This is a genomic window from Paracoccus ravus (genome assembly GCF_004522175.1).
In the GTDB taxonomy this organism is placed as follows: Bacteria; Pseudomonadota; Alphaproteobacteria; order Rhodobacterales; family Rhodobacteraceae; genus Paracoccus; species Paracoccus ravus.
Genome location: NZ_SDEB01000011.1, coordinates 71,391 through 91,431, shown reverse-complemented (window position 1 = coordinate 91,431; position 20,041 = coordinate 71,391). Strand labels below are relative to the sequence as shown.

12 protein-coding genes and 2 pseudogenes are annotated in these 20,041 nt (G+C 63.9%); 7 read left to right on the top strand and 7 right to left on the bottom strand.

The window, feature by feature from the left end:
- Positions 1-9: 9 nt before the first annotated feature.
- Both ESZ60_RS10880 and ESZ60_RS10875 read left to right on the top strand, forming a co-directional pair.
- Positions 10-759, top strand: coding sequence for a flagellar biosynthetic protein FliR (locus tag ESZ60_RS10880; protein WP_134680606.1), 750 nt, complete (start codon positions 10-12; stop codon positions 757-759).
- Complete coding sequence (locus tag ESZ60_RS10875) at positions 759-1,877, top strand: EscU/YscU/HrcU family type III secretion system export apparatus switch protein (protein ID WP_134680605.1); 1,119 nt, start codon at positions 759-761, stop codon at positions 1,875-1,877. Before ESZ60_RS10880 ends, ESZ60_RS10875 begins: the two co-directional genes overlap by 1 nt.
- A 433-nt stretch (positions 1,878-2,310) precedes the next feature.
- Here ESZ60_RS10875 and ESZ60_RS10870 read toward each other — a convergent pair.
- From ESZ60_RS10870 to ESZ60_RS10840, 7 genes and pseudogenes are all read right to left on the bottom strand, one after another.
- Positions 2,311-2,993 (bottom strand): annotated as a pseudogene (locus tag ESZ60_RS10870) (transposase); the annotation flags it as partial.
- 21 nt (positions 2,994-3,014) lie between these two features.
- Positions 3,015-4,034 (bottom strand): LLM class flavin-dependent oxidoreductase, encoded by a 1,020-nt coding sequence (locus ESZ60_RS10865; protein WP_134680604.1) that lies wholly within the window; start codon positions 4,032-4,034, stop codon positions 3,015-3,017.
- Positions 4,035-4,744: 710 nt separating this feature from the next.
- A complete protein-coding gene (locus ESZ60_RS10860) occupies positions 4,745-6,130 on the bottom strand; it encodes a hypothetical protein (RefSeq protein ID WP_134680603.1) in 1,386 nt (461 codons plus the stop codon).
- Entirely contained in the window at positions 6,115-7,119 is a 1,005-nt protein-coding gene (locus tag ESZ60_RS10855) for a family 8 glycosyl hydrolase (protein WP_134680653.1), read from the bottom strand. The genes ESZ60_RS10860 and ESZ60_RS10855 overlap by 16 nt, the downstream gene beginning before the upstream one ends.
- An 80-nt stretch (positions 7,120-7,199) precedes the next feature.
- The gene (locus ESZ60_RS10850; RefSeq protein WP_134680602.1) at positions 7,200-9,449 is read right to left on the bottom strand and encodes a cellulose biosynthesis cyclic di-GMP-binding regulatory protein BcsB; all 2,250 of its coding nucleotides are present in this window, start codon (positions 9,447-9,449) and stop codon (positions 7,200-7,202) included.
- Entirely contained in the window at positions 9,446-11,767 is a 2,322-nt protein-coding gene (gene bcsA, locus ESZ60_RS10845; RefSeq protein ID WP_245155662.1) for a UDP-forming cellulose synthase catalytic subunit, read from the bottom strand. Before bcsA ends, ESZ60_RS10850 begins: the two co-directional genes overlap by 4 nt.
- 8 nt (positions 11,768-11,775) lie before the next feature.
- Positions 11,776-12,414 (bottom strand): hypothetical protein, encoded by a 639-nt coding sequence (locus ESZ60_RS10840; protein WP_134680600.1) that lies wholly within the window; start codon positions 12,412-12,414, stop codon positions 11,776-11,778.
- Between the two features lie 474 nt (positions 12,415-12,888).
- Here ESZ60_RS10840 and ESZ60_RS10835 point away from each other — a divergent pair, with 474 nt between their 5' ends.
- From ESZ60_RS10835 to ESZ60_RS10815, 5 genes and pseudogenes are all read left to right on the top strand, one after another.
- Positions 12,889-15,912, top strand: a complete 3,024-nt coding sequence (locus ESZ60_RS10835) for a hybrid sensor histidine kinase/response regulator (RefSeq protein ID WP_167620125.1) — start codon at positions 12,889-12,891, stop codon at positions 15,910-15,912.
- Positions 15,905-16,762, top strand: coding sequence for a CheR family methyltransferase (locus tag ESZ60_RS10830; RefSeq protein ID WP_134680598.1), 858 nt, complete (start codon positions 15,905-15,907; stop codon positions 16,760-16,762). The genes ESZ60_RS10835 and ESZ60_RS10830 overlap by 8 nt, the downstream gene beginning before the upstream one ends.
- On the top strand, positions 16,762-18,081 hold the full coding sequence (locus ESZ60_RS10825; protein WP_134680597.1) for a diguanylate cyclase domain-containing protein: 1,320 nt from the start codon (positions 16,762-16,764) through the stop codon (positions 18,079-18,081). The genes ESZ60_RS10830 and ESZ60_RS10825 overlap by 1 nt, the downstream gene beginning before the upstream one ends.
- A gap of 232 nt (positions 18,082-18,313) precedes the next feature.
- Positions 18,314-19,672, top strand: a complete 1,359-nt coding sequence (locus tag ESZ60_RS10820; protein WP_134680596.1) for a calcium-binding protein — start codon at positions 18,314-18,316, stop codon at positions 19,670-19,672.
- Positions 19,673-19,820: 148 nt separating this feature from the next.
- Positions 19,821-19,991 (top strand): annotated as a pseudogene (locus ESZ60_RS10815) (IS110 family transposase); the annotation flags it as partial.
- Positions 19,992-20,041: the final 50 nt, after the last annotated feature.

The window sequence follows — 20,041 nt, the reverse complement described above, 5'->3', positions numbered from 1 at the left end:
GGCGCGCCGATGTTGACTGACTGGCTGGGCCTGAACATCCACATGGCCGTTCTTGCCTTTGCGCGGATCGGCACCGCCCTGATCGTGATGCCGGGTTTTGGCGAAATGCGCATTCCCGCGCGCGCGCGCATCGCGATTGCGGTGCTGGTGACCCTGTGCCTGCTTCCGGCCCTGCCGATGCCCGCGATTCCCGTTGCGGCAGCGCCCTTTGCGGCGCTTTGCGCGCTCGAGGCGCTGGTCGGAGTCTTTCTGGGCATGGGCGTCCGGCTCTTCGTGATTTCCCTGCATCTTCTTGGCGGCATCGCCGGCTTTGCCACGGGCCTTTCCAACGCCTTCGCGCCGCCCGATGCCAATTTCGAGGGCGCGAACACCCTTGCTGCCCTGCTTCATGTGGCGATGATTGCCCTGATCTTCCTGACCAATACCCATCATCTCATGCTCACGGCGGTCTTGCGCAGCTATGGCTTGATCCCGGTCGGGCAGCTCATCCTGGGCGATCTTGTCAGCCAGATGGCGCGGCTGGGGGCGGCGGCATTCTATCTCGCCGCGATGGTGGGCGCGCCGCTCATCGCCTTTGCCATCCTGTTGAACCTGGCGCTTGGCCTGGCGAACCGGGTCATGCCGACGATGCAGGTGTTTTTCGTCGCGGGTCCCGCGATCACCCTGGCCGGGCTGGCCATTCTTGCACTCGCGGCGTCGAGCATCCTGCATATTGTGCTCATGGACCTGTCCGACTGGCTTCTGGCCCTGAGACGCTGATGTCGGAAAAGAACGACGAATCCCAAACCGAAGCGCCGACCGAGCAGAAACTGCGCAAGGCGCGCCGAAAAGGCGATGTCGCGATCACCAAAGAGGCGGGAACGCTGCTGTCCTTCTGTGCCCTTCTGGTGCTGATCGGTCTGGTTGCGCGCTTTGAACTCCCGGCCTTGCTGGCACAGCTTGCCCAGACGATCTCGGCCGCGCCGGGCGCTGTCATATCGGCCGAGATCAACGGGGCAGGTGATCTGCTGACCCCGCTGACGGCAGTTCTGATCGCGACAGTTGTGTTTACCGTCAAGGCCTTGTCGGTCTTTCTGCTCGCAGCCCTTATCGGCGGTCTGGCTCAGGGTTCCTTCGTCGTCTCGCGCGAACGGATCAATCCCAAATTTTCCAAGCTGAACCCTCTGCAAGGGGCCGCGAGACTCGTCGGAGCGCAGAATCTCGTCGAATTCGGAAAGAACCTCGTCAAGCTGGTCGTGGTCATGTCCGTGACGCTCTGGCTGGCTTGGCAGCTGATATCGGGCATGCTGCCCGGCGCGGAAATCCTGCCCGAGCGTCTTTTCGCCGTGATCGGCGGGCAGGCAAAGCAGATGCTGATCTGGATCTGCGCGCTGATGGTCCCGGTGATGCTGGCGGACCTGAGCTGGAAGCGGTTCTCGTATATCAAGAAGCAGAAAATGTCGCGCAAGGAGGTTCGTGACGAGCATAAGGACAGCGAAGGCGATCCGCATATCAGATCCAAACGTCAGCAGATCCGCCGCGACCGCGCGAGGAGCCGCATGTCCCAAGCCGTGCCGACCGCCACGCTCGTCGTCACGAATCCCACGCATTACGCGGTCGCGCTCAGATATGAACGAGGGGTGGATCCCGCGCCGATATGCGTTGCCAAAGGTGCTGATCTGACGGCGGCGCGGATCAGGGCGATTGCCCATGCCCATGAGGTGCCGGTGATCGAAAGCGTCGCCGTGGCCCGCGCCCTCTATGCCGTCGCCAAAGTGGATGAGGCCATTCCCGAGGCCGATTGGCCCGCCGTCGCCGAACTGGTCGGATATGTCTTCGACCTGCGCCGCAAGATCCGGCGACCCGCGCCGAAGAATGCAAGCCTGCGAGTTGATTGAGACCCTTTGCCTGTGGCTGGGCCGCTGATCCGAGAGCGGGTCGCCATCCGTTTCAACTGCTCGAACAGGATCGCAAGCTGGTCGGAAGCTGCGACGCGAGTCCGTCAGCCGTGGCATTTGGGCCGACGATGAACTGAGGGGCGAGCCAATCCATATCAGGTCCGACGGTTCGCGCTATCGGGCAAAGGGCTGCGGCGGCTTTGTCTGAACTTTTCGCCCCCGCTTTCCTGGCATGGTTTGTCGAAACGCACATGTGGTGGGGACAGCAACCAACGGCAGGGCAGGGGCCGCCAACATCGAAGCACGAACGCCGACCTTCGGATCGGTGGCGCATTCCTCGGGTCTGCCCGAAGTGATCCAGGGTGGCCTTTGATCTGCAAGATTGCGAGGGTATTCCGCCTCATCCTCCGACCGGAAACCGGGAAGCAGACATTCAAGGGACTTTGTTGAACAAAAGAGCTGATGGCGGGCGTTGCCCTTCCCCAGATCGGACCTCTCCCACGGCCTCCGTTACAGGGATTCCGCGCGCAGTGTATCCGTTCAGAACGGCGATACGGACTTGAAGCGCGGCGACCAGTCGGTCCAGGTCCTGTGCCATGAGACGCTGCCGCAGCAGTTTCATACAGTGCGTCCAGTCGTCGGGAAAACGATCCGCCGGATCGTTTTCTGATCCTCCTCATATCTCGACGCGGCTTCGGCGGCGGTATCCGCTCTATCGTCGCCAGAGGGCACGACCGAGGTATATTGATGCCCACTGTGCTTCGTTTCGTGCGACCGCGCCGGCGGGGACCGTCTTCCACGGTTTCGCGTTCTTGCGGGATGCAACGACAGCGTGGGCGCCGCGGTCAGCGCTGGCATCGTGGCATTTGCGGGTGTCCTGGGCACCGTCGGCGGTGACGCTGCCGATCTGCTCCTGCGCCCGGATCTGTTTGAGCAGGTCAGGGGACACCGGCGCTGCGCCGAGTGGCTTCCTGTGATCTCCACGGGCTGAACCTCCAGCGTTTTCTCATCCTCCCCAGATGGATCTTGCGCCGTGAGCCATGTCGCGGCATCGGTCCGCGCGACGGTCACGGTGCTGCCGGATTTCCGAAGGGCGTGCCACTCGCCTTCGCCCTCAAGAGGGCCGGACGCCCGCGATCAGCGCCAGCCCAAGGCGGGCGCGACATGTTTGAGGATGCCCTCCAGAACATGGATATTGTAGTCGACGCCCAATTGGTTCGGGATCGTCAGCAGCAGGGTGTCGGCCTCGGCAATGCCCTCATCCCCGCGCAATTCCTCGATCAGGCGGTCGGGTTCGGCGGCATAGCCGCGCCCGAAGATCGCGCGGGTCTGGTCGATCATGCCGATCTGGTCGCTCTCCTTGCCGCCGCGCCCGAAATACATCCGGTCACGATCGTCGAGCAGCGGGAAGATCGAGCGGCTGACCGAGACGCGGGGCGCGCGCTCATGCCCGACCTCGGCCCAGGTCTCGCGATAGGCGCGGATCTGCTCGGCTTGCTGGACATGGAAGGGCTTGCCGTTCTCGTCGTCCTTCAGCGTCGAGCTTTGCAGGTTCATGCCCAAGGTCGCCGCCCATTGCGCAGTCGCATTCGAGGAGGCGCCCCACCAGATCCGGTCGCGCAGGCCCGGCGAATGCGGTTCGAGCCGCAGGAGGCCCGGCGGATTGGGAAACATCGGGCGCGGATTGGGCTTGGCAAAGCCGTGACCCTGGATGACGTTCAGAAAGACCTCGGCATGGCGGCGGGCCATATCGGCATCGGTCTCGCCTTCGGCGGGCTGATAGCCGAAATGCCGCCAGCCATCGATCACCTGCTCGGGCGAGCCGCGGCTGATCCCAAGCTGCAGCCTTCCCTGCGAGATCAGATCCGCCGCACCCGCATCCTCGGCCATGTAGAGCGGGTTTTCATAGCGCATGTCGATCACGGCGGTGCCGATCTCGATCCTGCTGGTGCGGGCCCCCACCGCCGCGAGCAGCGGAAAGGGCGAGCCAAGCTGGCGAGCGAAGTGATGGACGCGGAAATAGGCCCCGTCCGCGCCCAGCTCTTCGGCGGCGACGGCAAGCTCGATGGATTGCAGCAGAACGTCCTGCGCCGTCCGCGTCTGCGATCCTTGTTCCGCAGACCAATGACCAAAGGAGAGAAAACCGATCTTTTTCATGTTATTCCTTCTTCGCTTGCAGTGTTGTGCCATGGCGGCCCGCAAAGTTCCACCGCGACGTGATGGATATAGCGGCGCAACTTCGCGCGCAGGGATCACGCGCGGCGGATGGACAATGGGCGGCGGCGGGTCCTGCGCGCAAATCCCCTCAGAATGGCCGAACCTTCGCCCACGACAGGCACATTTCGTCGCATCAGGGGCCTGAGAGGCCGAGCCGCATAGGCTGTACGCCTTCATGCGGTTGCCCCGGTTTGGGTCAGTTGCCCCGCAGCGACGAGGTGATCGGTGGCGGCGCCACCACCTATTCACCAAGCTGCGGATCCGGCGGCGAGGACGCCCGCGAGAGGGCGTGGGGTCGGCATAGATCGGGACCTGCACCGGTCGCGTCAGGTCCTGACCTTCGCACCGCTCTTGTTGTGCCGCGCGCTTCCTGTCTTTCGCAAGGGCACGGATCGTCGCAAATCGCAGGCGGGCTTGCCTTCGGCGCGAAAGACCACAGAGGCAAGCGGACCGCTCTCAGAGCGGCCACCATGCAGCCTGCGTGAGCCCCCCGCGCAAGGGCTTCGCGTCTGAGGGCCAATCGCTTGTCAGATCCGCCTCACGCACCGGCCGACCGAGATCAATCTGGCCCATGCGGGGCCGTGGTCCTTCCCATACCCATTCCTATCACTTGAGCAGCCCGTGCATCGACCCGGCAGATCTGCCGGGCCTCAATCGGATGATGCGGCCAGCCCGCGGCGGGTTTCGTTGGTCGAAAGCTCGTTGTTCAGCCGCATGAACTCGGCGCGGGCCTTGGTGCGCAGGTCGGCGTTCAGATAGGCATAGGCGCGTAGGATCGCGATGTCGCGCCGGATTCCGCCCGCGATCTGCTCCATCGCGTCGAAATACCGGATCGCGTCGCGAAAGCGCCGCTCGCGATAGGCTTGCACCCCGCGTTGGTCGAGGATCTGGCGTTCGACATCGACGCGTTGCTGATGGGTGAAATCGGTTGCTGCGGCGATCCGCGAGGCCTCTTCTGCCATTCCGAGCTTGAGATAGGCCAGCGACAGCCCGTAGCGGGCCTCGCGCTGCTGCTGGGCGTTCAGGCGACCCGCCAGAGCCGTGCGGAAATCCGCCAGCGCATCCATGGTTCGGTCCAGATTGTAAACGCACCACGCACGTTCAAGCACCGTCGCCGCCGCACGGGCAGTCGCGGTGCGGGCCGCGCATTGCGCGGGGCTTTCCTTGCTGCGGCGCGGCGCGGGCTGGCTCGTGCCGCTTTCGGGGCTGCGGCTCTGTTGCCGCGGCTGAGCGGCCGCCTGTTGGCGCGGCTGCTCGGCCGGGCGGGCGGGCGTCTGGGACGGGGCTGCAGGCTGTGGAACGACGACTGTCCGAGCCGCCCCACGGCCGGCAAGCAGGCGTTGCAAAAGCTGATCGAAGCGCGCGGCTTCCGCCGGGAACCGCCCGGTGACCATAGAGACCATGGCCCGCAACTCGGCCTCGGTGCTGACGGCATCGGCCTTTTCGATCGTCGCGGCGAGGTCGCCCGGGTCGGTGCAGGCGCCCAGAATGGCGCGGTAGGTCGCAAGAGCCTCGGCCTTGTTTCCAGCGCTGGCCTGGCCTTCGGCGATGCGCCATGCATTGTTGATCCGGTCGCAGCGCAAAAGACCCGGCGTGCGCGTCGCGACCGAGCGGGCGGCCTCGACATCGCCGCCTTGCAAGGCGGCATCCAGGGATTTCTGCCCCGAAGCGGTCTCGAGCTGCACGCTCATATCGGCCGGAGGCGTCCAAGTCGGATAATCCCTGCGCATCGCGGCAAGGGTCGCCTGCGCCTGCTCGACCTGTCCCGCCGCAAGCTGCTTGTAGAAGCTGTCGATTTCGGTGCCGGGGCTGGTGGTGGTGCGGGACAATTGCCGCAGATCCGCAGGCGGGGTCCATTGCGGATATTTCACGCGCAAGCGCCGCAATTCCGCCTCGACCGCAGCGCTTTCATTGCGCTGAAGATAGATGTTCAGCGCCAGAAACTCGTCGGGTGACGGGGCCTCCTGGGCAAAGGCGGGAAAGGCCATGACAAATGCCCCGGCAAGCAAAGCGGGGCGGATCAAAGAGGTACGCATCTTGGAAACCCTGTGACTTGTGCGACCAGCGCCATCAGATGCAGCGTCGCGGGATAATAGGGTTGCTCGGCGGTAAAGCGCGGCATCACCGAGCCCGCGCCGTCGCGCATCGCGCAATCGCTCAGGGCTGCGACGGCGCGATAGCCGGCATGGCTGCTGCGCTCGATCACCTCGCCGCTGTCCGGAGCAAATACGACCGGGGGATTCTCGGTCATCCATCCATCGGCCGTGGCCTGCGCGAAATTCCGGACGGAGGCTGATCCGGCATTGCCCGACCAAAGCGCCATCAAGGGCACGCGGATCGCCTCATAGCCCGAGCGGCGCGAGAAATTCTCGGGCGGGGGGACCGGCCCCGAGGCGGTCAGCGCGATCCAGTCGGGGACCAGCCCGTTTTGCGCCAGGGCCTCGATCAGGGTCTCGCCGGTATCGGCAAGCTCTGCCAAGGCCCGGACGCCGGTTGCAGATGCTACCTCGCGCATCGCCCGGGGCATGTAATACGAGGGGTTCACCACCAATTGATCGGCCGTCAGAAATCCGGCCGCCGCGGGCAGCATGACATTGCCCGCGCTGCCATCGGGATGCGGCGCGGCGCAGAGCCTGACAATGTCGCCCGCGATCCGTGTCGCGCGCTCGATCAGTTCGGGACGGCCCTGACGTTCTCCGCCAAGAACCAGCCCCCAGGCAAAGAACAGGTCGCCATCGGTGGCATTGTTGCGATCCTGGATATGCGGATCGGCTTCGGGCAGCCATCGCCATGCCATCAGCGCATCGTCGCGCACGGCCAGATTGGTATCGCTCCATGCCATGATCGCGTCGAAGGCCGCATGATCACCGAACATCGCGGCCAGGGCCAGCCCGTAGCCCTGGCCCTCGGAATGGCTGGCGGCGTTCTGAAAACCGTCGATGACCCGGCCTTCGGCGTTCAGGCAAAGCGCCTTCCACATGCGCCAGGAACCTTGCAGCGGATGATCGGAACCGAAATGGGTCATCCCTTCCTCGGCCAAGGCAGAAGCAGGTCCGCTGAGGAGACTCGCGGCCAGCGTTGTGAACAGGAAGTCACGTCGGTGCATCAGCGAATTCTCCGACTGCGGAAGATGATCACGATCAGCAGCGCCGGGATGACCGAGATAAGGGCGAAGGCCATGATCCCCGCGGTGAATAACAGCGGTGACCACGAGGCGTAATTGCCAAGGACCGGCAGCATGTTGAGCGGCGTCACCGCCTCGCGCATCCGTGGCAATCCGGCCTCGGCCCAGACCTGCCTTGTCCCGTCATTCGAGAGCAATGCAACCCTTCCCTCGCCAAGCCAATCGTCACGCATGGATATGAGCGCCGAACCGATGGCCTCGGCCCTGGCCTGCGGCCCGAGCACCAGCCGTAGGGCGCCGGGCTCAGACGGGTCGGCAGAGATCAGAAGGGCGTCGCCCTTGCGGGCCGCGAGCCAGGTCGCCAGATCCCCGTCCGAGGACATGAAGGCGGCCTGACGGAGGCGCGCGGCCTGCCGGGAGACCCAGTTGGCGATCGACATCTCGCCGCCCTTGCCCGGTTCGGGCTTAGCCGGATCGGTCTGTGGGGCGTCCTCGCTCAGGCGGAAACCGGGGCTGTCGGCGCCGGGCGCGATCGAGGCTGCCGATGCGGCGGCGGGCGGCAAGAGCGCGTCTTGCAGGATGCGCGGGGGGATGCCGCTTTCGGATCGGGACAGGCCGGTCACATCGGTCACGGACAGGCTGACCTGATCGTCGGCATCGCCAGTTCCGGCGAAACGCGCGGCCAGTTCCGTGGCAAAGCGTTGCAGGCTGTCCTGTTCAGCGGCCTCGGGGCTGACCGAAATGCCATCGGCGGTCAGGCCCAAAAGCGGGCCGGAAAGCCCGGACAGGGACATGGCCGGAGAGGTCGGCACCTCGAGCGTCGTGTCCCCTGTGATCACCAGCATGTCGGTCCGGCGGGGTCCGCAGGCGGAGTCCGCCGGATCGCCGGGAACCATCATCTCGAAGCTGAGCCTGTTCACGCCGGGGTGCAAGAGCCGCGCCGCGAAGGGAATGGCCAATGGATCGACGATCCGCCCGCCCTCGCTATCGAGCGGCAAGAGGCGGATCGTCTCGTCATTGATCTTGACGAGCAGCATCGCGCCCTTGGGCAGGTCATCGGCAAAGCCATAGACCAGTCGCATCTGCGCCTTCTGGTTCGCCAGCAGCAGCCAGTCCGAAGGCAGCCGGAAGCGCAGATCATGGCGATAGTAACGGGTATTGCCGATCACGTCCGGCGCGCCCAGTTCGGCGAGGCTGGTTTCCCGACCGGGAGACAAGGACGGAACCGGGGGGCTGGCGGGCATCGCCTCGGCAAGGATCATGCCCTTGAGATCAGGCAGGACACCATCCGCGACCTCGACCACAAGCACGGCGGCGCCACGCGCATCCCGCCGCAAGCTGGCCCGGCTTTGCCCCGAGGGAACCAGAGCGACCGAGGCACCGTCAGAACCCGGCGCGTAGAACGACCGGATCTCGATCCTTCCCAGGCCCTGCATCGCTGCGCCGAGCGTGGTCGCAAGCGCGCGCAGGCTGGCCGGATCGGCCGCCGGATCGGCGAGCAGCGCCAGCGGCCGTCCCGCCGCGATCTGGTCCCCGACGGCACGGGAAAAGGCCTGCGCGTCCAGAGGCAGGGTCGCCGCAGGGTATTCGGCGCCGCTGCGCGCCAGATCGAATTCGGTCCAGACATCGAAACTGGCATCGGGTCCGCAAAAGATCCGGTGCGGCTGGTCCAGCGCGATGCCGATGCGGTTCATGCCGGGCACCAGTCCCGGCGCAGGCAGGCGCAAAGGCTGGAACCCTTCGAAATGGCTGACCGGCAGTTCCGCCGGCGGCGCATCATTCACCGTGACCCGCAGAGCCGCATTATCCGGGAGGACATTGATCGAGGCGCGCGTGGTCAGGACCAGTTCGCGCGGCAAGGGCAGGTCCTCGGGCAGCCACAGGTCGAAAGAGCTGGCCGCGACCTCGCCCGTCAGACGCAGGATGCCCGGCTCGGACAGGCCGGCCCCCATGACCACGCGCGGCGGAACAGGGGCCGAGGGGCGCAGGGGCGCAAAGCTGCGGCGCTCCTGTGGTTCCGTCACTGCTTCGGTCGCGTCGCGCTCTGCCGGAACGGGTGTCGCGGTGGTCTCTGGCCGGGGTTCGGGTTCGGGTTCGGGTTCGGTCTCACTGGTCTCGGGGGGTGCGATCCGGATCTCGGGCACGTCCTGCGCCGAGGCCGCGGCTGTCGTAAGCCCAAGCGCGAGGATCACGGCCAGGATCAGGGCCGGGGCGCGGGCGGCGCGGGTCATCGTAGCTGCTCCATCCCGATGAAGGCCTCGAGCGGCTGCGGCATGGCCTCGCTGCGATGCTCTTCCGTATCGAAATCGGCGCCAAAGGCCATCAGATGCGCGGGCTGCCGGTTCTGCGCGGGCGCAAGCCGGTTGCGCCGCCGCCGCGCCGGTTCGCGCCGGAAATCGGAGAAGGTCCGAGGAATCGACGTCACCATGAGAGCCAGAATATAGGCCAGCCCGGCCAACAGCCCCTTGCCCTCGCGGCTGGCTTCGCGCTGTTTCAGCCAGACCTCGCTATCGCCAAAGATCATCTGCGCGACCACCTCACGAACCACCAGCGGCTGGTCGGCGACAAATCGCAGACCCAGAGTCGTGCCGTTTGCGGCGCTGTTCTTGATCGCCAGCACGGTGGCGCGGATCTCTTGCTCGAGATGTGCGGCATGTTCGAAGCGCGGGCGGAAGGCGATCTCGTCGCCGACACGGACCATGCGCCTGTCCCGGCCCTGGGGTGCCTGGTCAAGGCGAAGCTGCGCGCCGCTGGTCGAGACGTCTAGCACCGTCGCGCTTAGGGGGACCGGACCCGAGCCGGTCCAGTTGACGGTCGCGGGCAATGCGGTTTCGACCCGCGGCGAGGCCCGGCGCTGCTGCTTTTCCGACACCGCGCGAAGCGACAGCGAGACCAGCAGCAGATTGATGATCGCCCAGACCCCCACCACGGACAGCACGCTGCGGTCGCCGGGGAATGCGAGCCAGCGGAAAGCCAGCGCCACGACGCCGGCGACGGTCAGGCCAAACAGGGCCAGAAGCGGCTTGTAGATCGGCGAGATGTAATTCTCGGCCAGGGTCTCGTCCTTGGCGGTCACGTTGAATTTTGCGCCGCGCGGGCGCAGGATCGTGCGAAAGATCGAGACCGCAAGATAGGGCGCCTGCGCGATCTCGTAGATCTCCGAGATCAAGGGCCAGCGATAGCGCGAGAAGATGCCGTTCTGAACCAACAGCACCACGGCCATGTAGCTCAGCACATAGGTCATGGCCTCTTGGAAGGTGGTGACGACGATTTCGACCCCGAAGAACAGGTAAGTCAGCGGCGCGATGATATATACCAGCCGGATCAGCGGAAAGAACCAGAAGGACATCGAGTTGATGTAGCAAAGCCGCTGCATGGGCTTCAGGCCGGGCCGGAACAGCGGGTTCTTGAGCATCAGCATCTGGACCATGCCCGAGGCCCAACGGCCCCGCTGCTGGATGAAGGACACGAAGGTCTCGGGCTGAAGCCCCGCGATCATGGCGCGGTCGATGTAAAGGCTGCGCCAGCCGCGCGCATGGATGTCCAGCGCGGTTTCGGCATCCTCGGTGATGGTCTCGCCGGCAAAGCCGCCGACGCTGTCCAGCGCCTTGCGCCGGATCACCGCCGCCGAGCCGCAGAAGAACGCCCCGCCCCAGCGGTCCAGCCCGCGATGGATCATGCCGTAGAACATCTCGTTCTCGGGCGGGGATTTCAGTCCCAGATTGCGCTGGATCGGATCGGGATTGATGAAGTGATGCGGGGTCTGGACAAGGAACAGCTTGGGGTCCTGCGAGAAATAGCCGACAGTGCGGGCGAGAAAGTCGCGCGAGGGCACGTGGTCGGCGTCAAAAACCACGACCAGATCGCCAACCAGCCGGTCCAGCGCCGCGCTCATATTCCCGGCCTTCGCGTGCTCATTGCGGGCGCGGGTGGAATAGATCACGCCCATTTCCGCGCAAAGCGCCTGCAACTCGGCCCGGCGCGAGCGCGACCGCGCGGCCAGTTCCGGGTCGGGCGAATTGCAGCGCTGATCCGTGCCCCCATCGTCGCAAAGCACCACCCGCCGACGCGAGGCCGGGTAGATCATGTTCTTTGCGGCCGAAAGCGTGATGCTGAGCATCTCGACCGGCTCGTTATAGGACGGCACCAGAATGTCGACGCTGGGCAGATCCTCCAGTTCGACCTTGGGCGGCAGGCCGCGCTCGAGCGGATCGGCGGTGATGAAGCCGCCAAGGAAGAAGACGAGGATCGAATAGGTCTCGACCACCAGAAGCAGCACGGCAAACACGAAGGAGGCGCTGAACGACGGCTCGGGCAGGGTCGCCGTGACACGCCAGAACCAGTAGCGCAGCACCACCACGCTGGCGATCGCGACAAAGCTGGTGCGGGCGAGGATACTCGACGTGAAGGGTTTGAGCAGCGCGACCAGGATGACCGCCATGACACCCAGCATCCCCTGACCCATGTTCGACACCGGGATCGCGCTCAGGGCAAAGACCGGGACAAGCGTCACGGCCCAGAGCGCCAGCAGGGGAAGGCGAAGCGACATGCGTGAGTTCATGGCCGCGCCCCCGATGTCGGGTTTGCGGCTTGCAGATTCCCGGTCGGCGCGGCCAGCGGCGACAGCATCCGGCTGGATCCGTCGGCGCCACGCAGGGCCGCGACGGTGCTGATACTTTCGGCCATCAGCGGGGTCAGCGCCTCTTGCTGGCTGCCGATGACGCAATTGCGCACGATGATGTCCATGATGCCCGTTCCGCCCGGAAGCTGGCGCATCCCGCCATCGACGCGCCGCAATCCCAGAATGCAGTTTGTCGTCTCACCGATCGTCTGGCCGACCCAGAAATATGTTCCCAACCCGTCCTGTTCCTGAAGCAGGTCGCCCGAGGACAGGTTGGTGAAGGGATGAGGTAAGCCGCCGAACCGCGCCACGACATCCTCGAAGCGCAGCCGGCCAAGGTTCGACGAGCCCGCGCGGGTGCGCAGCAGCATGAGGTTGTCGCCCGCAATCGTGGAGCGGTTTTCAAGCCCGATCTGCTGCTCGCTTTCGGTCCCAAGATCGCGCTGCAGGACCGAGCGGATATGCGGAGGGCTGACCCAAGCCTGGCTGGACGGAACCGCGACGAAGGGGGTTCTTTCGTCGATCTGCCCGCGCGTCAGGCCGAAATGATCTGGATCTGCGCTGCAGGCCGTCATTCCGGCCACGGCCGAGATCAGACATAAGGATCTAATCCAGCCTGGAGATTTTCTTGCCATTCGCTTCGCCGTTCGTCCGATTGCCGTCCTTGCTGAGCTTTCCTGCTGTCTTTCAAAGCTCAACGCATCCTAAACGCGTAATTGCCCGTTCTCGGCGGCCTCGTCAAAGAACATCATATGATTGTGGCTAAAAGGACAACTGCCCGCAGCGATTGCAGCAATGAAAACCCGGTTCCAGTGGTGGCTAGGCGGATGAATTCCCGGGATTAAAGCGGACGTTGCCGATACGCCGCTGTTTAATTGGACAATTGCACATCGAAACTGACCAGTCTTTTCCAGATCGTCGCTTGACGCTATAGCGCAAGTTGAACACGGACTGATTGATTTCCAGAGGTTCGGCTCGCGCGAATGTGGAGGACTGTCTTGGCCAATCGACGGCTCAATTTCTCTTTGGCGTCGCAACTCGCGGTTGTTATGCTGGCATTCCTGCTTGTCGTCGGCACAGTCAGTTCCGTGTCCTATTTGGCGACCGAGGATCTGTCACACGCCCAGAACGAAGTGCGCGACCTGACCGGGACACAAACCGCCATCGAGGCGGTCGAGCGCGTGATTCTGGCCCGCGAACTGGCGCTCGTCGACACGCTGTCCCAGGGCACGCCGCAATCCCACGAGAAATTCCGCCGCGCTCATCAAGAGACATTGTCCTCGATCGAGACGCTGATGCGCCAACCCCGCCTTGATGCGCAATCCGTCGCCGATGTGGTCGCCGTGCAGGTCGCGGCGCATGACTGGATGACGCAGACCGCGGAACCGCTTCTTGCGCGCATGACCGAGACGGTGACCCCTGCCGCGCGGTCGCAGGCGCTGGCCTATTTCCTAACCAACAATGCGAACCGCCCGGTCGACAGCTTCCCGCGCGAGAATTTCGACCGCCTGTTCAACATGGTCGAAGACGCGCTGAACGCGGCACGCGGAAAGCGCAACGACGCGATCGCATGGCTGCAAAAGGCAAATATGCTCGCGGCGATCCTGGTCTGCCTGGCGGCGATCACGGCCTATATCGTGCTGTATAAGCGGATCAGTTCGCCCCTCAAACGTCTGGCCACGACGATGGAGCGTCTGGCCGATGACGACCGTGGCGCAAGGGTGCCTTATCAGGATCGCAACGATGAGATCGGCGCCATGAGCCGGTCGCTTCTGGTCTTTCGCAATCTCGCGGTCGAGCGCAGCGTGGATCTGCAGGTGCGGCGTGTCCTGACCGAACTGTCCCAGACCATCCAGCAGCAAAAGACGCTGATGGATTTCGCCAATGCCGCGCTGCAAGGCCTTGCGCCCAAGATCAAGGCCGGGGTCGGCGTGTTTTTCGCGTACGAGGAAGCGAGCCGATCCCTGCGGCTCTATGCCAGCTACGGCTATCGCGAAAGACGGCATGTCGCGACCAGCTACAATCTGGGTGAGGGGCTGGTGGGCCAGGCCGCGCTGGAGCGCAAGACGATCATCCTGTCACCGGTCCCGGAGGATTATCTCAAGATCCATTCCGGCTCGGGCGAGGGCACGCCCGCATCCGTCCTTGTCGTGCCGATCGTGCTTCAGGACCGGCTGATCGGCGTGATGGAATTTGCCACTTACGACGTTCTCGACGAGGTGCGCCAACGGCTGGTCGATGACGCGCCGACCATCGTCAGCCTGCCGCTGGAGAACCTGCGCCGCGTCCTGCGCACCCGGGAATTGCTGGAGCAGAGCCAGAAACAGACCGAGGAGCTGCAAGCCGCCGAAGAAGAGCTTCGGGCCCAGCAGGAAACCTTGCAAGCGACCAATGACGAACTTGAGCGGCGCGGCGAACAGCTGGCCGAGTCGCGGCAGGAGGCGATCACCCGCGCCGAAGAGCTAGAGCGCGCGAACCAATACAAATCGCATTTCCTCGCCAATATGTCGCATGAATTGCGCACGCCGCTGAACAGCATGCTGATTCTGGCCCAGGACCTCGCCGATAACGATCACGGCAATCTCGATGAGGAACAGGTCGAGGCCGCCTCGGTCATTCATGGCAGCGGGGTCAGCCTGCTCCGGCTGATCAACGATATTCTTGATCTTTCGAAAATCGAGGCGGGCAAGCTCGAGGCCAATCGCGAGGCGGTCTCGATCGCGTCCTATTGCCATGTGCTGGAACGGACATTCCGTCCGTTGGCCGAGGACAATGGGCTGGATTTCCGAATTTCCAGCGACCCGGCGCTGCCCGAATATCTCTGGACCGATGGCGTCCGCCTTGAGCAGATCGCCAATAACCTGATCGGCAATGCGATCAAGTTCACGCCTCACGGCGAGGTCCGTGTCTCATTGGGGCTCAGCGCCGACGGCAAGAGTTTTGCGCTACAGGTGTCGGACACCGGCATCGGCATTCCAGCGGATAAGCTCGAGACGATCTTCCGGCCCTTCGAGCAGGTCGATGGCAGCACCCGCAGGCAGTTCGGCGGGACCGGGCTTGGTCTTTCGATCTCTCGGCAATTGGCGGCATTGCTGGGCGGCGGCCTGACCGTCGAAAGCGCCGAAGGCGTTGGGTCGCGCTTTTGCGTGACGATACCGATCCTCGATCAGGACGGCGCGGCACCTGCGACAGAAATCACGCCCCCTCCTCAGCGCCCGGCCGCAAAACCCGAACCTGCGGCCAAGCCCGCACCATGGGCGGACCCCCCTTCGGTTCTGGTGATCGAGGACGATGCCAGCACGCAAATTGCCGTCTCGCAGCTTCTGCACCGCGCCGGGATCGAGGTGGTCTCGGCCCTGACCGGGGAAAATGCGCTGAATCTGGTGGCACGACGCGAATTCGGCTGCGTCATTCTTGATATCGGCCTGCCGGATCTTTCCGGCTTCGAACTGCTCGAACGCATGCAGAAACTGGGGCGCATGCCGCCGGTGGTGATCTATTCCGCGCGCGATCTGTCCTCGGACGAGATCATGCGGCTCAGGGCCTATACCGACAGCATCGTCATGAAGGGAGAGCATTCCCAGAAGCGGCTGCAGGAAGAGGTCGAGCAGTTCCTGCGGGATCATCCCGCCCCGAGCAGGCCCGTGGCAAGCCCGGTCGCGCCCGCACGGGCCGTGCCGGTAAATGGCACCCGGATCAAGGGCAAGCTTCTTCTGGTCGATGACGACATGCGCAATATCTATGCTCTTGCAAAGGTCCTGCGCGGCAAGGGGCTGGAGGTCGTTCTGGCCCAGGACGGACTGAAGGCGCTGGCGGAACTCGAGGCCCATCCGGATGTCGAACTGATCCTGATGGACATGATGATGCCCAATATGGACGGCTACGAGGCCATGACCGAGATCCGCAAGCGCGGCGGCAATTGGGGCAAGCTGCCGATCATCGCCCTGACCGCCAAGGCCATGCGCGAGGATCGCGAAAAATGCCTCAATGCGGGCGCGACGGATTACATGACGAAACCCGTGGATGTGCCGAAACTGATGTCGCTGCTGCAAGAGCATCTGCCGCATGGATGACGAGGCGGCCGCCTTTGCCCGGTCCTTCTATGACCGGTACGGCTATGATTTTCGTGGCTATCGCGGTACCTCTCTGGCCAATAGATTGCGGCATCTTGCGACCAAGCTGCGGCTGTCCGGCATCTCGGAACTGAATGACTGGGCCCTGTCGCATCCGGGCGAGGTCGACTTCATCGTCGAGAACATCACCGTTCCGATCAGCGACTATTTTCGCGAGCCCGAGGCCTTTTCCGAGGTGACGCGGCATGTCCTGCCGATGCTCAGCAGCTTTTCGAACATCACGATCTGGCATGCCGGCTGCGCAGGCGGCGAAGAGGTCTATTCCCTCGCGATCCTGCTGACCGAAGCCGGGCTTTATCCGCGCTGCCGCATCTTTGCCAGTGACATCACCCGACGTCGGCAACCCAAGGCGGCCAACAGTCCCTGCCTCAGCCCTGACCGGATCGAGGAAATCAACCGACGCTATCTGCTTGGCGGCGGAACCCGCCATGTCTCATCCTATGTCGCGCCCAGCGGCAATGGCTATCGCCTTGATCCGGCATTGTTGCGCAATGTCAGCTTCTTCGAACACAACCTTGCCAGCGACGGGGTATTCTGCGAGGCGAACCTCATCTTCTGCCGCAATGTGATGATCTATTTCGGCGATCATCTGCAACGCCGCGTCTTTGACCTGTTTCAGGATTCCCTTGCACGCGGGGGACTGCTTTGCCTTGGCAGCCGCGAGGCTCCGCTTTATGCGAGTCCGGCCTTTGCCAAGGCGCAGGGCTGCAACCGGCTTTACCGTCCGCTTCGGCCCGCCCGCAGCCCGCTTCAGCCCGGATTCGAACCGACAGACGAAAGTGACGAGTGATGACACGTTCCGCGAAACTCGAGATCGACCCTTCGGACCAGAGACCCAAGATCCTGCTGGTCGATGACATCCGCTCGAACCTGATCGCCATGAAAACCCTGCTGCGCGGCGTCGATGCCGATCTGGTCATGGCGGAATCGGGCAATGAGGCGCTGTCTCTGGCGCTGGACATGCAGTTCGCCCTGATCCTTCTGGATGTCCAGATGCCCGAAATGGACGGCTATGAGGTCGCGGAATATCTGCGCGACAATCCGTTCTCGGCCGAGACCCCGATTGTCTTTCTGACCGCGTCGAACGTGGATGAGCTGAGCCAGATCCGCGGCTACATGTCCGGCGCGATCGACTATGTCCAGAAGCCGGTCAACGAGCAGATCCTGCTCTCGAAAGTGGCGATCTTTCTGGAACTCTACCGCAACAAGAACCGGCTGGTCTTTGCCCTGAAAGAGGTGCATCGCCAGCGCCAGATCCTGCGCGCCACATTTGACGCCGTGGGCGACGGGGTCATTGCGACGGATATCGACAATCACATTTCCTGGATGAACCCTTCAGCCGAGCGTCTGACCGGGTGGAGCGCGAAAAGCGCAAGCGGGCAGGGGCTTGACCGGGTCTTTCCGCTGCTTTCCACAAGCGGCGAGCCGCTCAACGACACGCTCTTCGCCCCCGTCGAAGAAGAACAGCAGGCGATGCTGCGCACGCGCTCGGGCGGGCTCCTGCCGGTGACACGCTCGGCGTCTCTGGTCACGGATCCCGAGGGCGAGACATTCGGCGGCGTCGTGGTTTTTCAGGATGCCACGCAGGCCTATAGCCGCCAGCTCAGCCTGATCGGCGAGGCCCAGACCGACCCGCTGACCGGTCTTCTGAACCGCGCCGGTTTCAACAAGCGGCTCGACCTCTTGCTGGCCGAACGCCGGGACGATCTGGCCTTGCTCTTCGGCGATCTGGACCGGTTCAAGCCGGTGAATGACAGATACGGGCATGCCGCGGGCGACGCGGTCCTGCAAGAGATCGCCCGGCGGCTGTCGCAATGCGTGCGCAGCGAGGACATCGTGGCCCGCTGGGCGGGGGACGAGTTCGCGATCCTCATGACCTGCGGGACGCAAAGCGACGCCGAACAGATGGCGTCACGCCTGAACGAGACCGTGGCCCGGCCCATCCCGCTCGCAGCCGATGGTCCCGAAGTCAGGGTCGGCATCAGTTTCGGGGTCGCGATGGCCAGCACGGTCGAGTGGGATCGGGAATTGCTGCTCGCCCGTGCGGATCACCTGCTCTATGCGTCGAAATCGTCCCGCGTCGCTGCGGGCGATCGAAGGGGGGGCTGAACCCGGCGTCTTTCGCAGGCCGCTGGCGGGTCGGGGCGCGCGCGGGCGGATGGTGGCAAAACCCCCACAGATCCCGCGTTTCCGTACAGCAATGCTTGTCATGCCGCGCAGGGGCATCTTTAAGCGTGGCGAAGCTGCTTCTACGCCGTTACCCCTTTGAGCGACGGCCTCGAAATGCGTGCGGTTTCAGCCCAGTTTGTCTGCAACTATAAATTGTAAAGCGACAGGTTTCATGCCCAAGGTAAACATCAGCTTCAAAGCATCCTTTGCCCGGGACATTACCAGCGTTCGCTGGTCGGAATTGCTGGATTACCAACAGGTGTCGCAGAACGACTCGGTCCTGCGCCTTTTCGACAGCGCGTCCGATTACGCGCTGATCGGGGGCACGGCGCTCGCCTTTTCCGGGAGCGGGCTCGGGGCATTGGACTCCGGAACAGTAACATCGCTGCGGATCGTTTCCGGCGGCGTCACGGTTTTCGAAGCATCCGGCCTGAATGTTCCGGCGGCCAGCCTGGCTCAGGCCTTCAGCGCGTTCAACGACCTGAGTTTCAGCCATCTCTTGCTGGCTGCGAATGACCGAATTACCGGCAATGCCCATAGTGAAACGCTTGCCGGATATGGCGGGCATGACACGATCCGGGGCGGTGCCGGCAATGACAAGCTGTTTGGCGGCGACGGCAATGACCTGCTTCTGGGCGATAAGGGCAATGACACGCTTTTGGGAGAGGATGGCAATAACCGCCTTGAGGGCGGCGACGGCGATGACGTGCTTTACGGCAATGCCGGCCATGACAATCTGATCGGCGACAGCGGCAATGACGCGCTTTACGGGGCCACGGGCAATGACAGCATGCTCGGAGGGGAGGGCAAGGACACGATCTATGCGGGTCCCGGAAACGATCAGGTTCAGGGCGGCGGTGGCCGCGACCTCATCTACGGCGAAGCCGGAAACGATTTGCTGTCAGGCGACGACTCGGCGGATACCATCTATGCCGGAGAGGGCCATGACCGCATCGACGGCGGCGATGGCAAGGATATGCTTTACGGCGAATCCGGGAATGACTCCATAGCGGGCGGCAATGGCGATGACCTGCTGGCCGGGGGAATTGGCGCGGATCAGTTGAGCGGAGGGGCCGGAAGCGACCGGCTCTTTGGCGAGAACGGGGCGGACTGGCTTGCCGGTGGCGACGGTGGCGACCTTCTGGAGGCCGGGTCCGGGAACGACACCCTGATCGGCGGCGGCGGCTCCGATACGCTTGTCGGCGGTGCCGGTGCCGACATGTTCGTCTTTTACGTCGCTGGCGAGAGCATGAGCAGTTCCGCCTCGCGTGATCGCATCGTGGATTTCGCCTCGTCCCAGTCGGACAAGATCAATCTGAATGCCATCGACGCCGACACGCGGACCTTCGGCAACCAGGATTTCGAATATATCGAAAATGCCGCATTCAGCGGGGAAGCGGGCGAGTTGCGCTGGGTCAGGACCGCAGAGGCCACATTCGTCTATGGCGATGTCAATGGCGACCGCGTCGCGGATCTGGTCATCGAGATCGCGAAATCCATCGATCTCTCGGAGAGCGATTTCATCTTCTGATCGGCGTTGATGCTGTAACCGCCCTCCGACGGCATCGATGTGCCACGTTGGGATCGCGACAATCCCAATCGGGAGGCGGTCATGTCGGAGATTATCACGGTCGGGCTCGACCAAGCGTCGTAGGGCCGAGGTGCAGGACTTCTGCTAGCTGCCACCCTGCATAGTGGCGATGGAGGCCTGCGGCGGCGCGCATTTCTGGGGCCGCGAACTGGCCAAGCTGGGCCACGAGGTGTGGCTCATTCCGCGGGCCTATGTGAAGCCCTTCGTCAAGCGTCAGAAGAATGATGCTGCAGATGGAGAGGCGATCCGTGAAGCGGCGTAGAGGCCGAGTTCAAGCTGGTCCGCGCCAGCGGATTGAATGAAGGTGGC

Excerpts from the sequence above, each read along its gene's own strand:
- ESZ60_RS10880 (WP_134680606.1), top strand. The coding sequence starts at position 10 with ATGTTGACTGACTGGCTGGGCCTGAACATCCACATGGCCGTTCTTGCC.
- ESZ60_RS10875 (WP_134680605.1), top strand. The coding sequence starts at position 759 with ATGTCGGAAAAGAACGACGAATCCCAAACCGAAGCGCCGACCGAGCAG.
- ESZ60_RS10865 (WP_134680604.1), bottom strand. The coding sequence starts at position 4,034 with ATGAAAAAGATCGGTTTTCTCTCCTTTGGTCATTGGTCTGCGGAACAA.
- ESZ60_RS10860 (WP_134680603.1), bottom strand. The coding sequence starts at position 6,130 with ATGCGTACCTCTTTGATCCGCCCCGCTTTGCTTGCCGGGGCATTTGTC.
- ESZ60_RS10855 (WP_134680653.1), bottom strand. The coding sequence starts at position 7,119 with ATGACCCATTTCGGTTCCGATCATCCGCTGCAAGGTTCCTGGCGCATG.
- ESZ60_RS10850 (WP_134680602.1), bottom strand. The coding sequence starts at position 9,449 with ATGACCCGCGCCGCCCGCGCCCCGGCCCTGATCCTGGCCGTGATCCTC.
- bcsA (WP_245155662.1), bottom strand. The coding sequence starts at position 11,767 with ATGTCGCTTCGCCTTCCCCTGCTGGCGCTCTGGGCCGTGACGCTTGTC.
- ESZ60_RS10840 (WP_134680600.1), bottom strand. The coding sequence starts at position 12,414 with ATGACGGCCTGCAGCGCAGATCCAGATCATTTCGGCCTGACGCGCGGG.
- ESZ60_RS10835 (WP_167620125.1), top strand. The coding sequence starts at position 12,889 with ATGCTGGCATTCCTGCTTGTCGTCGGCACAGTCAGTTCCGTGTCCTAT.
- ESZ60_RS10830 (WP_134680598.1), top strand. The coding sequence starts at position 15,905 with ATGGATGACGAGGCGGCCGCCTTTGCCCGGTCCTTCTATGACCGGTAC.
- ESZ60_RS10825 (WP_134680597.1), top strand. The coding sequence starts at position 16,762 with ATGACACGTTCCGCGAAACTCGAGATCGACCCTTCGGACCAGAGACCC.
- ESZ60_RS10820 (WP_134680596.1), top strand. The coding sequence starts at position 18,314 with ATGCCCAAGGTAAACATCAGCTTCAAAGCATCCTTTGCCCGGGACATT.